This is a genomic window from Niastella sp., assembly GCF_045805085.1.
Lineage (GTDB): Bacteria > Bacteroidota > Bacteroidia > Chitinophagales > Chitinophagaceae > Niastella.
The window spans coordinates 1-15595 of record NZ_JBJMLX010000436.1 but is presented as its reverse complement, the minus strand read 5'-3'; the positions used below and the strand labels follow the sequence as shown (position 1 = coordinate 15595).

At 44.0% G+C, this 15595-nt stretch carries 15 protein-coding genes; 9 read left to right on the top strand and 6 right to left on the bottom strand.

Annotated features, from left to right (window positions below; genetic code table 11):
• Positions 1-312 precede the first annotated feature (312 nt).
• From ACJ751_RS23045 to ACJ751_RS23020, 6 genes are all read left to right on the top strand, one after another.
• Complete coding sequence (locus ACJ751_RS23045) at positions 313-2130, top strand: UvrD-helicase domain-containing protein (RefSeq protein WP_407747888.1); 1818 nt, start codon at positions 313-315, stop codon at positions 2128-2130.
• 83 nt (positions 2131-2213) lie between these two features.
• Positions 2214-2801, top strand: coding sequence for a TetR/AcrR family transcriptional regulator (locus ACJ751_RS23040; protein WP_407747887.1), 588 nt, complete (start codon positions 2214-2216; stop codon positions 2799-2801).
• A gap of 70 nt (positions 2802-2871) precedes the next feature.
• Positions 2872-3621: an SDR family oxidoreductase gene (locus ACJ751_RS23035; protein ID WP_407747886.1), complete on the top strand. Its 750-nt coding sequence runs from the start codon at positions 2872-2874 to the stop codon at positions 3619-3621.
• A 94-nt stretch (positions 3622-3715) separates the two neighbouring features.
• The gene (locus tag ACJ751_RS23030; RefSeq protein WP_407747885.1) at positions 3716-4600 is read left to right on the top strand and encodes an oxidoreductase; all 885 of its coding nucleotides are present in this window, start codon (positions 3716-3718) and stop codon (positions 4598-4600) included.
• A gap of 29 nt (positions 4601-4629) precedes the next feature.
• Complete coding sequence (locus ACJ751_RS23025) at positions 4630-5427, top strand: helix-turn-helix domain-containing protein (protein WP_407747884.1); 798 nt, start codon at positions 4630-4632, stop codon at positions 5425-5427.
• A gap of 75 nt (positions 5428-5502) precedes the next feature.
• Positions 5503-5754 carry a hypothetical protein gene (locus ACJ751_RS23020; RefSeq protein ID WP_407747883.1) on the top strand — a complete coding sequence of 84 codons (252 nt, stop codon included), beginning with the start codon at positions 5503-5505 and terminating at the stop codon, positions 5752-5754.
• 259 nt (positions 5755-6013) lie between these two features.
• On the opposite strand, the gene ACJ751_RS23015 is transcribed toward ACJ751_RS23020, so the two are convergent.
• The 3 genes from ACJ751_RS23015 to ACJ751_RS23005 all read right to left on the bottom strand — a co-directional run bounded on the left by ACJ751_RS23015 (position 6014) and on the right by ACJ751_RS23005 (position 8358).
• On the bottom strand, positions 6014-7207 hold the full coding sequence (locus ACJ751_RS23015; RefSeq protein ID WP_407747882.1) for a pyridoxal phosphate-dependent aminotransferase: 1194 nt from the start codon (positions 7205-7207) through the stop codon (positions 6014-6016).
• Between the two features lie 237 nt (positions 7208-7444).
• On the bottom strand, positions 7445-7891 hold the full coding sequence (locus ACJ751_RS23010) for a DUF1573 domain-containing protein (protein ID WP_407747881.1): 447 nt from the start codon (positions 7889-7891) through the stop codon (positions 7445-7447).
• An 11-nt stretch (positions 7892-7902) separates the two neighbouring features.
• The gene (locus ACJ751_RS23005; RefSeq protein ID WP_407747880.1) at positions 7903-8358 is read right to left on the bottom strand and encodes a DUF1573 domain-containing protein; all 456 of its coding nucleotides are present in this window, start codon (positions 8356-8358) and stop codon (positions 7903-7905) included.
• Between the two features lie 224 nt (positions 8359-8582).
• On the opposite strand from ACJ751_RS23005, the gene ACJ751_RS23000 reads away from it, so the two are divergent.
• The 3 genes from ACJ751_RS23000 to ACJ751_RS22990 all read left to right on the top strand — a co-directional run bounded on the left by ACJ751_RS23000 (position 8583) and on the right by ACJ751_RS22990 (position 12232).
• Positions 8583-10970: a thiamine pyrophosphate-dependent enzyme gene (locus ACJ751_RS23000; RefSeq protein ID WP_407747879.1), complete on the top strand. Its 2388-nt coding sequence runs from the start codon at positions 8583-8585 to the stop codon at positions 10968-10970.
• Between the two features lie 146 nt (positions 10971-11116).
• Complete coding sequence (locus ACJ751_RS22995) at positions 11117-11908, top strand: PhzF family phenazine biosynthesis protein (RefSeq protein ID WP_407747878.1); 792 nt, start codon at positions 11117-11119, stop codon at positions 11906-11908.
• 12 nt (positions 11909-11920) lie between these two features.
• Positions 11921-12232 carry a hypothetical protein gene (locus ACJ751_RS22990; RefSeq protein WP_407747877.1) on the top strand — a complete coding sequence of 104 codons (312 nt, stop codon included), beginning with the start codon at positions 11921-11923 and terminating at the stop codon, positions 12230-12232.
• Between the two features lie 27 nt (positions 12233-12259).
• On the opposite strand, the gene ACJ751_RS22985 is transcribed toward ACJ751_RS22990, so the two are convergent.
• The 3 genes from ACJ751_RS22985 to ACJ751_RS22975 all read right to left on the bottom strand — a co-directional run bounded on the left by ACJ751_RS22985 (position 12260) and on the right by ACJ751_RS22975 (position 15316).
• Complete coding sequence (locus ACJ751_RS22985; RefSeq protein ID WP_407747876.1) at positions 12260-12670, bottom strand: thiol-disulfide oxidoreductase DCC family protein; 411 nt, start codon at positions 12668-12670, stop codon at positions 12260-12262.
• A gap of 94 nt (positions 12671-12764) precedes the next feature.
• Positions 12765-13487, bottom strand: coding sequence for a YebC/PmpR family DNA-binding transcriptional regulator (locus tag ACJ751_RS22980; RefSeq protein WP_407747875.1), 723 nt, complete (start codon positions 13485-13487; stop codon positions 12765-12767).
• 188 nt (positions 13488-13675) lie between these two features.
• On the bottom strand, positions 13676-15316 hold the full coding sequence (locus ACJ751_RS22975; protein WP_407747874.1) for an amino acid permease: 1641 nt from the start codon (positions 15314-15316) through the stop codon (positions 13676-13678).
• Between the last annotated feature and the right edge of the window lie 279 nt (positions 15317-15595).

The window sequence follows — 15595 nt, the reverse complement described above, 5'->3', positions numbered from 1 at the left end:
TTATGAATCCAACGCTCTAACCACCTGAGCTATCCCGCCATTTATTTCCAGCTATTCCCTCACATTTTACTGTGCCCTGAATAATGGGGTGCAAAAATAGAAAAAAATCGTTTCCCGGAAAATTTTATTAAGCAGTTAACCCACAATTATTTAAGAAAATTGGCTTTTGGGCGGTCAGAAATAGGGTTTGAGCTTGAAAAAAGTAAAAAATGGGTCTGTGATTCGAAAATAAACCCAAAAAACGCCCATCTTCGCATCCTGGTAAAAGGCTCGGCATAGGAGCCTTTTTTATTTTCTAAAGACAGTGTGGCTATGAGTAAACAAAAATTGACTGAGCAACAATCGGCTATTATAAAAGCAATCGGCAACCTCCGTATCAATGCTGTGGCTGGGTCCGGTAAAACCACCACCATTATTGAATACGCTGCTTCCCGGCCGCCCAATGCCCGCATCCTGTACCTGGCGTTTAATAAATCGGTGAAGCTGGAAGCTACCCGAAAGTTTGAGGAGTATGGTCTTACCAATACAAAGGTGGAAACGGCGCACTCGCTGGCATACAAGCATATCGTATTCAGGTATAACTATAAAGTAAAAGCGCAGGGGTACAAGAACAGCGAGATCTGTAAACTGCTCGATATCCGCGGCAATGAAGAAAAGCATGCAGAGTTTGTAGTCGCCAATCACATCAGCAAGTTCGTTGCTTATTTCTGCAATAGTGATAAGGCAAAAGTGCAGGACCTGAATTACCTCGACACCATTGTGGATGCTAATGCCAAAGCATTTGTTCGTTCCTATTATAAATTCATTGAAGACGGAACAAGGCTGTTGCTGGCCAAAATGGATAGGGGTGAGATAGAGATCACGCACGATTTCTACCTGAAGAAATTTCAATTGTCGAGCCCTGACCTGCCTTATGATTACATTCTTTTTGATGAAGCACAGGACGCTTCTGCCGCTATGCTCGATGTGGTCATGAAGCAGACATCCATTAAGGTAATTGTGGGCGACACGCATCAACAGATCTATGGCTGGCGGCATGCGGTAAACTCATTGGATAAAGCCAACTTCAACACCTTACAATTATCAACCAGTTTCCGGTTCCCACAGGAAATTGCCAACCTGGCTATTGATGTGTTGGCATGGAAAAATCATTTGTCCGAAACCAAACCGGTTGCTATTGCAGGTAAAGGCGAAGGGAAAAAGGATACTGTTAAAGCTACCATTGCCCGAACCAACCTGGGTTTGTTGTTGAATGCCATCGATTATATTACTGATAATAAAGTTAAACACATCTATTTTGAAGGGAACATCAATTCCTACACGTATGGCGATGATGGCACTTCTTTGTACGATGTACTGAATTTATACAATGGCAATCATGATCGCATCCGCGATCAACTGGTGAGTTCTATGAAAGACATCGACGACCTGGAAGAATATGTGGAGAAAACGGAAGACCACCAGCTCGCCACCATGATTGAAATTGTGCGCGAATATGGCAATGAAGTACATGGCATTATTAAATCGTTGAAAGAATTACATACGGGGGATGAGAACAGGAGTAAGGCTGAAATGATCTTCTCCACAGTTCACCGCGCAAAGGGAATGGAATACGACGTGGTGCACCTGGTAAACGATTTCCTGTCTGAAGGAAAATTGAAAGACCTGAAAGAGAAGCATAAAAACGACAAGACCGCCACTTTTGACACGGCCCGCCTTAGCGAGGAGATCAACCTGCTATACGTAGCAATCACCCGCACCCGAAATAAATTGTTTATTCCGGAGACACTGTTACCAAAAGATTTTCCTGCTTCTGCCCGAATTATAAAAGTTAAAACCAGGGAAACTGAGCTTAATTACAATGCTGTTGAAAAAACAGTTTTAAAACCCGCTACTGTTAAAAAGAAACTGGTTACCACAGCGCCAAAAAAAAGAGCATACAACGTTCTGCAGAAAAGAGAAACCAACAAAGATGCTTACAAACCATGGACGCCCGAACTGGATAATGAACTGAAAGACCACTACGATAATGGGACAGCTCTTGGTAAAATTGCCGCCCATTTCGGTAGAACCAAAGGTGCCATCATTGCCCGCCTCAGGAAATTAAACCACTATTTTGAGGAAGAATAATAATCAGCGAGTTATATTCTATTTTTAAAAAAGGAGAGAAAATATTTGGTGGATTATACCAATCGGTATATTTTTGTGTCGTTATGACAAAAGCAGAGCGTACAAGACATTTTATAGTAGAGAAAGCAGCCCCCATCATAAATAAAAAGGGAATGGCTGGCACCTCTATCAATGATATCGTTGAGGCTACCTGTTTAACCAAAGGTAGTGTATATGGTAACTTCGAAAGTAAAGATGAGATCTGTCTGGAAGCTTTTGACTATCTGGCGAAAAGGGTAGGGGCTGATATGAGTCAGGCTATGTCACGCGCAAATACCAACCGCGAAAAACTAGTTGACCTCCTTGATTATTACATTAATAATGTAATGGCAGAGAATAATTATGGTTGTCCCCTCATGAATTTCGGAATCGAAGCTGATGATACCAATCCTGCTGTTAAAGTTAAAGTAAATAAGGCCATTCTTACTACACAAAGCCTTTTTGCCAGAATAGTGCGTGCGGGAATTGAAACCGGTGAGTTTAAAAAAACAGTAGATGCAGACGCCTTCGCAATAAAAGCTTTCGCTATGATTGAAGGTGGAATGTGGATCGCACGGCTGCAGGGATCGCCAAAACAAATGCAGGTGATCATTGGCTCGTTAAGACAGGAAATTAATGACTATTGCCAATAGTCCTTTTTTTTGACTTAAAATATACCGATTGGTATAATCAAAAAGAAGACAATCATTTAAAACAAATAATATGAACATCACAAACAAAACCATCCTCGTTACTGGAGGTGGTACAGGCATTGGCTTTGCTATAGCCAACAAATTATCAGGAAATGGTAATAACATTATTCTGGCTGGCAGAAGAGAAGACGTTTTAAAAGAAGCGGTAGCCAAATTGCCAAACGCATCATACATTGTTACTGACGTTACCAAAGATGCTGATGTAGACAACCTGGTGAAACAGGTAAAAAACAAATTCGGAGGTTTGGATATCCTGGTGAACAATGCGGGAACAGGTATTTTTAATCCACTGGATAGTGACTCAGGTAAAGTGTATGAAAATGCCAGATTTGAAATAGAGTTGAACTATCTCTCCGTAGTAAAACTCACTGAACGTTTTCTGCCTTTCCTGAAAGCCAGCAAAGAAGCTGCGATCATCAATATTGAATCCATCGTTTCTTATCTGCCCTCTCTCGCAATACCTACTTATAGCGCCACTAAAGCTGCTTTGCACTCCTATTCACTGGCATTAAGGTTGACATTAGAAGCGTCAAATCCGCACATCAAGGTGTTTGAAGTGTTTCCTCCATTTGTTGATACCGATCTGGCAAAAGCGTTCGATGCTGAAAAATTATCACCAGATGAAGTGGCGCTGGATCTGTACAACGCCCTGTTAAAAGATGAGTATGCAGTAAGAAATGGACAAACAAAAGAAGTGTACCCCGCTTACCAGCAGGCGCCTGAAATTACATTAAAGCATTTCAATGGGATAGAAGCGTAAAAAGGATGAGCTTTTTAACAAACTACCTTTGAGCTCTTAAACAAAGCTTACAAGTCCTGTAAGTGCCAACTTTGTGGTAATAAAATTAATTATCATGTCAAAAGTTTGGTTTATTACAGGCAGTTCCCGCGGATTGGGAAGAGCACTTACAGAAGCAGTATTAGCTAAAGGCGATCAGGTAGCAGCTACCGCCCGTCAACCAAAGCAGTTAGATGACCTCGTAACGAAATATCCGCAACAGATACTTCCGCTCCGGTTAGATGTAACAAATAAGAAGGAGATCACCGCCGCTGTTGAGCAGGCTGTTAAACATTTTGGCCGTATAGATGTGTTAGTGAATAATGCCGGTTTTGGCGTTGTTGGCGCAGCTGAAGCGTTCACCGATGAACAGGTACGCAGTCAGCTCGAAACGAATCTCTATGCCCCTATTGAAGTTACCCGCGTGGTATTGCCCTACATGCGTAAACAAAGAAGTGGCCGCATTTTGCAGATCAGTTCGGTGGGCGGTCGTATAGGTAATCCCGGCCTCGCTATTTATCAGGCGGCGAAGTTTGGTTTAAGTGGATTTGCAGAAGTATTGTCAAAAGAGGTGGCGCCATTGGGTATCAAGGTTACTTCTGTTGAACCGGGCGGGTTCCGCACTGATTGGGCTGGCGATTCAATGTCTTACGCACCTGCTATCGAAGGCTATGAAACAACTGTTAATGCGCGTGCCGAATATTTTCGAACCGGTAAATTTGTTCCGGTGGGCGATCCGGTAAAAGCTGCGCAGGCAATGGTAGACCTGGTTGAACATCCCGAACCTCCAGTTCACCTGATATTAGGCAGTGAAGCCGCTGGTATGTTAAAACAGGCCGATGAAAACAGAAAGGCCGAATTTGAAAAATGGCTGCCTGTATCATTGTCTACAGATCATGATGAAGCCACCAATTTTCTGAATACTGAGTACGGGAAAGAATTGACTGGCAAAAAAAATTGATCTTTGTATAGCATTTAAAAACAGATAATATGGCGCAAAAGCCGTCAAAACCTGAAATTGTTTACTCCTGCTACCACCAGGTGAGTCGCGGGGGTGAACAATTTGTTCAGGACCATGTGTTAAGTTACCACGTGTCGGGCACATTGATCGTGAATGATGGTAACCAGGAATACCAATTCGTTGGAGGGGATATTCGCTTCGTGAAAAGAAATCAGCTGGGAAAGTTTGTAAAGCATCCGCCTGAAAACGGTGTATTCAAATCTGTTTCCATCATCATCGATCAGGAAACATTGCGCAATCTGAGTATCGAGCATGGCTATACGGCATCCAAACACCATACTGCTGCATCCATTTTCAAAATTGCTCCGCATCCGCTGGTAAAATCGTTTATGGATTCTTTACTTCCGTATGAGAACCTGCCATCGGAAGAAACCAGCAGCTTGTTGGCATTGAAAGTAAAAGAAGCGGTATTGTTATTACTGCGTAGTGAACCTGAATTAAAAGATATTTTATTTGATTTTACTGAACCTGGTAAGATCGATCTGGAAGCATATATGTTGCAGCACTATCAGTTCAATGTAGGGCTTAATCGTTTTGCCTATCTTACGGGCCGCAGTCTGGCCACCTTTAAGCGCGATTTTGAAAAGGTATTTCATACAAGTCCTGGCAACTGGCTTTTACAAAAAAGGTTGCAGGAAGCCCATTACCTCATCAAAGAAAAAGGAAACAAACCTTCAGATGTATATTTGGAAGTAGGCTTTGAAGACCTGTCGCATTTTTCGTTTGCTTTTAAAAATGCCTACGGCGTAGCACCCTCGAAGATCTGATTTTAACCAACCATTAATTGGATGGTACCGTTAGGGCCTTTGTATTATATGAGCGCTATTCGTAATTATACGATAATGACATCGCTTAGCAGCACGGAAATAGGTATTTACAAGAATTACTTAAAGAAAGAGTGGAAATGTATAGCAGTTGGAATGCAATTTGTAATAATGGGGACAGGATATTCAAAGGATATTGGATTTAAAACGGGGGCGTTATTTTTATCTTGCCCCCTCTTTTTAAAACTAATATCTTTTCAAAATATAAATGCTTACTTCCTGGATCCGTACCCGCATCATGCCAATGCCTTGGTTATGTTTATGGCATGATGATAGAACCGTTTTTTATAACGCTGAATGATCAACGCTTACCGCCGGTGCAGCCGGTGTGTAGCTGGCAGCGTTTTGTAGCTACTTTTGCCTTGAATGTTTCTAATACCTTCAATAAAAGAGTCCCGTTCAGTTTAGTCTGGACGGGACTCTTTACGTATAGGCTACAGTGTTTTATCCCTACTAATGTATATAAATTAAAAGAGGCTGCCCTTTTAAAAAGAACAGCCTCAGGTGATATACGTACTAGTTAGATTATCTACTTTTTGCCAGGATACTCCTTCAATGCCTGTTGTAAACAGTCCATCGCTTTATTAAGATCATTCACATTTAATACATAAGCCAGTCGCACTTCATTCTTACCCAGTCCTGGGGTGCCATAAAAACCACTCGCAGGAGCAAGCATCAAAGTTTGTCCGTTATAGGAGAACGATTCCAGTAACCATTGACAAAATACATCGGCATCGTCGATGGGTAAACGCGCCATGGCATAAAACGCTCCACGTGGGTTAGGACAGGTAACCCCGGGCATGTCGTTTAAACGTTTTACCAGCACATCGCGGCGTTTCTGGTATTCAGCTTTGGTAGCATCGAAATAATTGTCGGGCAGGTCAACGGCTGCCTCACCCAGTATCTGGGCAAAAGAGGGCGGACTTAATCTTGCCTGGGCAAATTTCATCACTGAATCCAGCACCTGTTTGTTTTTAGTTACCAAAGCGCCGATGCGGCCTCCACAGGCGCTGTATCGTTTAGAAATGGTATCCATTAATATTACGTGCTCTTCTATACCTGGTAAATGCATGGCGCTGATATTCTCGCCGCCATAGCAAAATTCCCGGTAAGCCTCATCTGAGAACAGGTACAGATTATGCTTCAACACGATCTGTTTCAGCGTTTCCATTTCTTCCCGGCTATATAAATAACCCGTGGGATTATTCGGATTGCAAATAAGAATGGCTTTGGTTTTGGGCGTCACCAGTGCTGAAAATGCAGAAATAGGCGGCAAGGCAAAACCTTTATCTATATGTGAGGTTACAGGTACTACTTTAATGCCTGCAGCTACGGCAAATCCATTGTAATTGGCATAGAAGGGTTCCGGAATAATCACTTCGTCCCCCGCATCCAGGCAGCTCATAAAGCCAAATAATATGGCTTCAGACCCACCGGTTGTTACAATGATCTGGGTATGGTCTACTTCAATCCCGTTCTTTTTATAATACTGTACCAGTTTGCGGCGATAGCTTTCATTACCGGCGCTGTGGCTATATTCGAGTACTTTAAAATCGGCAGTACGAACGGCATCCAGGATCGGCTCCGGCGTTTCAATATCAGGCTGGCCGATATTCAGGTGATATACTTTTGTGCCCCGCTTTTTAGCTCCTTCGGCGAATGGCACCAGTTTACGTATGGGTGATGGCGGCATCAATTGGCCGCGACTACTAAGTGTTAGCATTTCGCAAATATAGGGTACTGGTTTTATGTTCAAAATGCTTTGTTTCTGGTTGAGAATGTGGTATTTACACAAAATACTGTTCTGGTAGACTGGTTCATTTAATGTATGATGAAAGTCAACGGATTACATCCAGCACAAACAAGCATAGCGAACAATGGGTTTGAAAAAAAAATCCTCACAGCTTTCGCCGTGAGGACCAGTTATTTTATCGATTATTACTTTTCTACTTCAGAAGAATTACCCTTTTTTGGTTGCTTTTTCTTTTTCGAAATTAGCGTAGTCTTCAGCTTTCAGCACTTCGCCAGTAATTTTCAATTCCAAAGGTTGGTCTACCCCGGCTACTTTTACATATATGGTTTTATTAAAGGGGCCGGCGGCCGCCGCATTGAAACCGGCAGTGATTTTATCTTCTTTACCTTTTGCAATGGGAGCTTCTGGTTTTACGGGAGTTGTGCAACCGCAAGAAGCAGTAGCTGATTCAATAACTACGGGTTTATCTGTAATATTAGAGAATGCGAATGAATATGTAACGGGTACGCCTTGTTTGATTTTTCCAAAGTCATGGGTTACATCCTTAAACTTAACATAGCTATCCGCCTTTTTAACAGTTGCAGGCGCAGCAGTCTGAGCAAATACACCAGCAGTTAAGATCAATGCTGCAAATGCTAATACGAAACTTTTCATGTGTTTATGTTTTAATTGTTTTTCAATAATGATAAAGACGCATTCACCGGTGCTGAGGTTGCTGGACCTTTAAAAACTGTACCTGTAATCGTCAATGTTTTGAATTGGTGATTATTGTATGTAATGGTGATCGTTTTTGTAAACATGCCTTCAGCAGCCGCATTGTAACCTACTTTAATGGTGCTGGGAGCGCCGGGTTGAATGGCGTCTTTGCTCCATTCGGGCGTGGTGCAACCGCAGGATGCCTGTACATTTTCAAGCATCAGGGGTTCTTTACCTATGTTTACCAGCTCAAAGTTATGGGTAACAGGCCTACCTTGTTGAATTTTTCCAAAGTCATAAGAGGTTTCCTTTAACTGAATAACCTCGGCTGGTTTTGTTTCAACAGGCTTTGTATTGGTAGCCGTTTGGGCTTTGGTAACCAGCGTGACTGTTGCCAGGCAAACCAGTAAAAGCAATCTCTTCATACGTACAAATTTTAAGGTTTTTGGTTGGTATTGGCTAAACTACACAATATCCGGCTATTTCCGGGATAAAAAATGGGTCCTTTTTCTATCAATGGGAATAACATCCTCAACCATAACGTGTTCAAAATTACATTTTTAACGAGCTATTGACCAATTAATTTTTTGGCTTGTGACATTTTTTTAACAACCCCTCAAAATGGCATTAGAATTAATACTTTTGTCGCATGGAAAATAGCACTCACAATCAATCGCTTGCCGGCGAGAAGCTGTCTTTCGATAAATTTCGCGAAGAAGTATTAAATGATTACCGCCTGGCCTGCGAAAGCCGGGAGGTCAGTTTACTGGGTCGCAAAGAAGTACTTACCGGTAAAGCCAAGTTTGGCATTTTTGGTGATGGCAAAGAGATAGCGCAAATTGCAGCTTCCAAATTTTTCCAGCCCGGCGATTTCCTGTCGGGTTATTATCGCGATCAAACGTTTGCTTTTGCCACCGGCCAGGCCACCATTGAAGAATTTTTTTCACAACTGTATGCCGATACAGCGAATGACCCCCATAGTGGCGGCAGGCAAATGAATGCCCACTTTGCCACACCCATCATTGATAAGCAGGGGGAATGGCTCGACCTGGTTAACCGCAAAAACATTGCAGCCGGTTTGGCACCTACTGCCGGACAAATGCCGCGTGCATTGGGTATGGCCCTGGCTTCCAAATTATTCCGCCATTCCGATGCACTGAAAGATCTAAACCAATTGAGCAACAATGGTAACGAGATCTGTTTCTGTACTATCGGTGATGCTTCTACATCCGAAGGTCATTTCTGGGAAGCCCTGAATGCCGCCGGCGTTATGCAAATACCATTGGCCGTTTTTGTGTGGGACGATGGGTACGGTATTTCCGTTCCGCGTCGCATGCAAACTATTAAAGGATCAATTTCAGAAGCCATGCGTGGTATGCAACGTAAAGAGAATACCAATGGTTTCGATATTTATAAAGTAAAAGCCTGGGATTATGCAGGTATGTGTGAAGTGTTTGAATCGGCCATCCGCCGCATGCGTGAAACGCATATCCCGGCCCTGTTTCATGTAGAGGAAGTAACCCAGCCGCAAGGCCATTCTACTTCGGGCAGCCACGAACGGTACAAAACACCCGAGCGCCTCGCCTGGGAACGGGAGTGGGATGGAAATAAAAAAATGCGGGAATGGTTGCTCGAAAATACCCTGGCCAGCGAAGATGAGTTGGAAGAAATTGAGAACAAGGCCAAAGAATTGGTGCGGCAAAGCAAAGTGCGGGCCTGGGAAATGTACATTTCACCTTTAAAGCAGTTAGTAGCCAGATGCATGGAAACGCTCGATACGTTGATCGCGCATGGGGCTGATACCACTGGTGAAATCGCTGCTGCTAAAAATACCCTGGCCGCTAACCGCGAGCCATTACGTAAAGATGTTCTTCAGGCTTTACACAAAACTATTCAGGCGGCAGGTGATTCCCATTTGATTGCTGAAGTGAAAGAATTCTATCAGCAATTGAAAAAAGAAGGGTATAAAAATTACGGTAGCTTTTTGTACGATGAAAGCCCGAAGAGCCCGATGAAGATAACTACCACGCCGTTGGAGTTTGCCCATGATTCGCCCAGCATGAACGGGTATGAGATCCTGAATCATTACTTCGATGAACTGTTCACCAGGAACCCCAGGGTGTTGGCCTTCGGGGAGGATGTTGGTAAGATCGGTGATGTGAACCAGGGTTTTTCCGGCTTACAGAATAAATATGGCGAGAACCGCATCTTCGATACTTCTATCCGTGAGTTAACCATCATCGGGCAGGGGATCGGGCTGGCTTATCGCGGTCTGCGTCCCATAGCCGAAATTCAGTACATCGATTATCTGTTGTACGGACTGCAACAATTGAGCGATAATGCTGCTACGTTGTATTGGCGCACCAAAGGCCGCCAGGCTTGTCCGCTCATTGTGCGTACACGTGGTCACCGCCTCGAAGGCATCTGGCATAGCGGTTCACCCATGGGTATGATGTTGCATTCGCTGCGGGGCATGCACATTTGCGTTCCGCGCAACATGGTGCAGGCGGCAGGTATGTACAATACGTTATTATCAGGTAACGATCCCGGTATTGTAGTGGAATGCCTGAACGGTTACCGGTTGAAAGAAAAATTACCAAGCAATATTGTTGATTATAAAGTGGCGCTGGGTGTTCCCGAAGTTATCCGTGAGGGAACTGATATTACGATTGTTTCCTATGGCAGTGTATTGCGCATCATCAGCGAAGCGGCTGATATTCTGGAGAACGCCGATATCAGTTGCGAGATCATCGACGTGCAAACGCTGTTGCCATTCGATGTGAACCATCTTATACTCGACTCATTGAAAAAGACTAATCGCATTGTGTTTGTTGATGAAGACGTACCCGGTGGCGCTGCTGGTTATATGTACAATAAAGTACTGGAAGAACAGGGCGGTTACCGCTGGCTCGATGTGTCGCCCCGCACTATTACCAGTCAGGCGCACAGACCCAGCTACGGCAGCGATGGCGATTACTTCAGCAAACCGAATGTGGAGCAAATTGTTGATGTGATCCAGGAAATGATGGGTGAGTAGGGAAGCGGGCGATAACAAAGTCGAAAACAAAATCTTAACAAGCGAATTAAAAACATAATAAAGAGAACTTTTAACTTAGAACCCGGAAATAGAACCGGGTTTTAAGCCCCATGTACCAGATCTTATATAACCCCAAAACAATACCTGTGAAGCTACATTTGTATCAAATTGATGCATTTACCAACCACCTGTTCGGAGGTAACCCGGCTGCTGTAATTCCACTTGAAGAATGGATCAGTGATAGCCTGATGCAGCGACTGGCTATGGAGAATAACCTCAGCGAAACTGTTTTCTTTGTGCCCTCAAAGAAACCGGATGCTGATTTTGAGATCCGTTGGTTTACTCCGGTATCAGAGATCAATCTGTGCGGACATGCCACCCTGGCTTCCGCCTTTGTTTTATACCATGTAATGGGCTACAATTACCCGGCTATCCGTTTTCAGTCAAAAAGCGACATCCTGGTGGTTACCAAAAATTTCGACAAGATCAGTATGGACTTCCCCGCCTGGAAACCGGAACCGCTTGCCGATGTACCGGACGAATTGGCCACTGCCCTGGGTAATATTACCATCACCAGCGTGCACAAGTACCGCGATTACCTGGTTGAAGTAGCCGATGAAAGTATGGTACAACTTTGCCAGCCTGATTTTGCCTTAATGAAAAAGCTGGGTCATAAAGTGATCCTCACAGCCAAAGGAAGCAAGGCTGATTTTGTATCGAGGTTCTTTGCACCAACCGTAGGCGTTGATGAGGATCCGGTAACCGGTTCGGCTCATTCGCAATTGATACCTTACTGGGCAGAAAAACTGGGTAAGAAATCATTGTTCGCCCGGCAGCTCTCGAAACGCGGCGGTGAGTTGTGGTGCGAATACCTGGGCGACCGGGTAAGTATGGCGGGTCAGTGTGTGTTCTTTTTAAAAGGCGAGATTGATTTATAAATATTATTATTTGTGCTAACAGCTACCGAAAAACGATTTGTAAAATATTGGGAAGATCAGCGACAGGGTGGTAAAATAAAATACTGCCTGCTGTATATTATAACAGGTTCGTTTGTCGCCACCCTGGTGCTTTCTTTTTTATCGCTGATGGTGGGAGTGGATCTGCCAAACAACCTTGTGCTGGTCGCTATTGGAAGTTTTTGTATAGTTACCATTGCCACCATATTCAGCTGGTGGTATAATGAAAAAAAATTTAAGAAGATCATTCAACGGGAGATCAGGGAAGGAATGAAGCGGGATGAGTCAATAGACAATGTGCAATAAGCAATAGGCAAATACCCTCCCAAATATTCAATCCAGAAATCTTTCTCTTTCTTCAGAACTGGGTACCCGGCAGGCATCTTTCTTCCCAAACAATTTATAGCGATTGCTGGCAATGAGTTTATACACGCCATCGCGAATAGGCTGGGGTACATAAATGAATACATATAACAATTGCCAGCCACGGCCCAGGTACTTTAACATGCGCAATACAGCCGTTGAACGGGTGTATAAAACATTTCCCTCAATTAACATAAAAGAATGGAACTGGTCGGTAGGCAGGTGATACTTTCGCAGGTATTCCTGGCCGGTTTTTCCCTGCAATGACCCAAAGAGGAATCGCTTTTTCTTATCTCTTTTTAAAAGGAACTGAACGGTTCCGTTGCACAAATTGCATACCCCATCAAAGAGAATAATGTATTTCGATTTGATTCCGGCCATGAGGATCAAAATTAAATAAAAACATACCGTATCAGATAAAACAAAACCCTCCCGATTCAGCGGGAGGGTTTTAATGCTTTATATATTTCAATGATTACTGCAGGTTATGGAACACCTTCTGCACGTCATCGTCCTGCTCCAGTTTATCAACCAGTTTCAGCACTTCCTGAGCTTGCTCTTCACCCAGTTGCACAGTAGTGCCGGGGATCCATTCTACTTCAGCACTGATAGGTATAATGTTTCTTTCTTCCAGCGCTTTTTGCATATTGCCAAAATCGTTGAAAGCCACCCGGATCACCAGTACAGCTTCCCCGTTTTCGCCGGTGCCTTCACCCATTTCTTCCAAACCGGCATCGATCAGTTCCAGCTCCAGATCGTCCTGGCTCAGGCCTTCGGGTTTCAGTTTGAACACACCCATTTTTTTGAACTGGAAGCTTACGCTGCCGCTGTTACCCAGGGTGCCATTGCCTTTATTGAAAATAGCCTTTAAGTTGGCTACGGTGCGCACGTGGTTATCGGTAGCAGTTTCTACCAGAATGGCCACGCCGTTGGGTCCATATCCTTCGTACAGGATCTCGTCAAAGTTCTCCATTTCCTTACCTGAGGCCCGTTTGATGGCTGCTTCAACACGGTCTTTAGGCATGTTTACGCTCTTGGCGTTCTGAAAACAACGCCGCAGGGCCGGGTTGGTATTGGGGTCGGGGCCACCAGCTTTTACAGCAATGGCAATTTCCTTTCCAATACGGGTAAATTGTTTGGCCATCCGGTCCCACCGGGCAAACATCGTGTGTTTACGTACTTCAAATATGCGACCCATATATCAATTTATGGTTTGTTGTTTAAATATTGTTGCGGCTGATTTCTGTTTGTCAGTTTCACTGACCATTCACCAATCGGGGTGCAAAAATAAAATAACTGGCTCACCTGGCCAACATACCTTATTTAAAACGAAGCCCCGACGGTACATCGGGGCTTCGTTTTATAAGGAGATATGAAAAATATCAATTATTTCTTTGCCATTTTTATCCCGAACAGGATCACATGCAGCAAGGCAAAACCCAGGGAGAAATAGAAAATGCCGGCGTCGTCTGGGGTAAGGCTGTGGTGCACGAAGGCAATGATGGCCAACAGTACAGAAAGCGCCAACCCGCAAATACCGCCTATTTTGTTGCCTTCCGGTATGGTAGTGGGGCTATTGGAAGATAAAAAACTATGGCGCACGCTGTAAGCCAGGTAAATATCAAGACCCAGTATCATCCATACGATCAGCCGGATCCAGGTATCGAGTGGTAAGAACACCATCATGAACAAACAGGTAAATACGCCCAGAATAGGAATTAAAGGCACCAATGGTGTTACAAAGGCCCGGGGGGCATTGGGCATTTTTTTGCGCATGATTATCACCCCAATACAAACCAGGATAAAGGCGAACAGGGTGCCGATACTGGTCATTTCACCCACAACCCGGGCCGGTACAAAGGCGGCAAACAGGCTCACAAAAATGAGGAACAGCAAATTGTTTTTGGCCGGCGTGCGAAATTTGGGGTGTACTTCAGAAAATACTTTGGGTAACAGGCCATCTTTACTCATACTAAAGAACACGCGGCTTTGTCCCATCAACATCACCAGTATTACCGACATATATCCAGCCAGAATGGCCAGTACGATGGCTTTGTTCAACCAGGGATAATCGGCATGTATTACGCCATTTGCATCGGCTTTACCCATGTGGTCAATAGCTACGGCAACAGGAGCAATACCATCCTGACCTCTGAATGTGGTATAGCTGGTTACACCCGTCATTACGTGTGCGAACAGGATATACAGAACAGTACAAATGGCCAGTGAACCGAGGATGCCCCAGGGCATGTCCTTTTTGGGGTTCTTAGCCTCCTGGGCGGCGGTACTCACCGCATCGAACCCAATATAGGCAAAGAACACAATGGCGGCAGCGCGAATGATACCACTGAAACCAAACTCACCAAAAGTGCCGGTATTTTTAGGAATATAATCTTCGTAGTTGGCGGTATTGATGTATTTCCAACCCAGGAAAATAAAAATTAATACAACAGTTACTTTCAAGGTAACGATGATGGCGTTGATCGTCGCACTTTCCTTGGTACCTTTTACCAGCAACAAGCTCATCAGTATTACGACAAAAACGGCAGGAACGTTTATAAAACCACCGTCCCAGGGACCTGCGGTCATGGCCACCGGTAGCTCTATATTAAAACCGTGCAGGAATTTGACCAGGTAACGGCTCCAGCTGATACTTACAGTAGCAGCGCCCACTGCATATTCCAGCACAAGGTCCCAGCCAATGATCCAGGCCACAAATTCCCCCATGGTAGCATAAGAATATGTATAAGCACTTCCCGCAACGGGGATCATAGATGAAAATTCTGCATAACATAAACCGGCAAAGGCACAACCCAATGCTGCAACAATGAAGGAGATAGTGATGGCAGGGCCGGCCTGGTTGGCGGCGGCGCCACCGGTAATGGAGAATAGGCCTGCGCCAATGATGGCGCCAATACCCAGGGCTACAAGAGACCCTTTGCCCAGCGTTTTTTTAAGCGAATGTCCACTGGAATCCTTTGCTTCATTCAATAATGAATCCAACGGTTTTTTTACAAATAGACTCATAAGAGCGCGTTAGAGTTTTTTAATGAAAGTATTTCTTTAAATCATGTATAAGGACCGAAAGATAAGGATTTATTAAAATTACTGGCGAAAAGATATCTTAAATACGCTCCACAAAACGGGGCAAAAGATAAAATGATCTAACAAATTGGTTTATACATTTAATATTATATTGCACCCTATTACTTTTAACCGAACTACATGAAGAAAAACCGGCTCACGCTTTATATCCTGATAGCCATGGCTGCGGGTATTATTGTGGGTTATTTGATGCACGAGACA

Coding starts and splice junctions, on each gene's coding strand:
- ACJ751_RS23015 (WP_407747882.1), bottom strand. CDS start 7,207: ATGCTAACACTTAGTAGTCGCGGCCAATTGATGCCGCCATCACCCATA.
- ACJ751_RS22975 (WP_407747874.1), bottom strand. CDS start 15,316: ATGAGTCTATTTGTAAAAAAACCGTTGGATTCATTATTGAATGAAGCA.
- ACJ751_RS23020 (WP_407747883.1), top strand. CDS start 5,503: ATGACATCGCTTAGCAGCACGGAAATAGGTATTTACAAGAATTACTTA.
- ACJ751_RS23040 (WP_407747887.1), top strand. CDS start 2,214: ATGACAAAAGCAGAGCGTACAAGACATTTTATAGTAGAGAAAGCAGCC.
- ACJ751_RS23025 (WP_407747884.1), top strand. CDS start 4,630: ATGGCGCAAAAGCCGTCAAAACCTGAAATTGTTTACTCCTGCTACCAC.
- ACJ751_RS22985 (WP_407747876.1), bottom strand. CDS start 12,670: ATGGCCGGAATCAAATCGAAATACATTATTCTCTTTGATGGGGTATGC.
- ACJ751_RS23045 (WP_407747888.1), top strand. CDS start 313: ATGAGTAAACAAAAATTGACTGAGCAACAATCGGCTATTATAAAAGCA.
- ACJ751_RS23005 (WP_407747880.1), bottom strand. CDS start 8,358: ATGAAGAGATTGCTTTTACTGGTTTGCCTGGCAACAGTCACGCTGGTT.
- ACJ751_RS23035 (WP_407747886.1), top strand. CDS start 2,872: ATGAACATCACAAACAAAACCATCCTCGTTACTGGAGGTGGTACAGGC.
- ACJ751_RS23030 (WP_407747885.1), top strand. CDS start 3,716: ATGTCAAAAGTTTGGTTTATTACAGGCAGTTCCCGCGGATTGGGAAGA.
- ACJ751_RS23000 (WP_407747879.1), top strand. CDS start 8,583: ATGGAAAATAGCACTCACAATCAATCGCTTGCCGGCGAGAAGCTGTCT.
- ACJ751_RS23010 (WP_407747881.1), bottom strand. CDS start 7,891: ATGAAAAGTTTCGTATTAGCATTTGCAGCATTGATCTTAACTGCTGGT.
- ACJ751_RS22980 (WP_407747875.1), bottom strand. CDS start 13,487: ATGGGTCGCATATTTGAAGTACGTAAACACACGATGTTTGCCCGGTGG.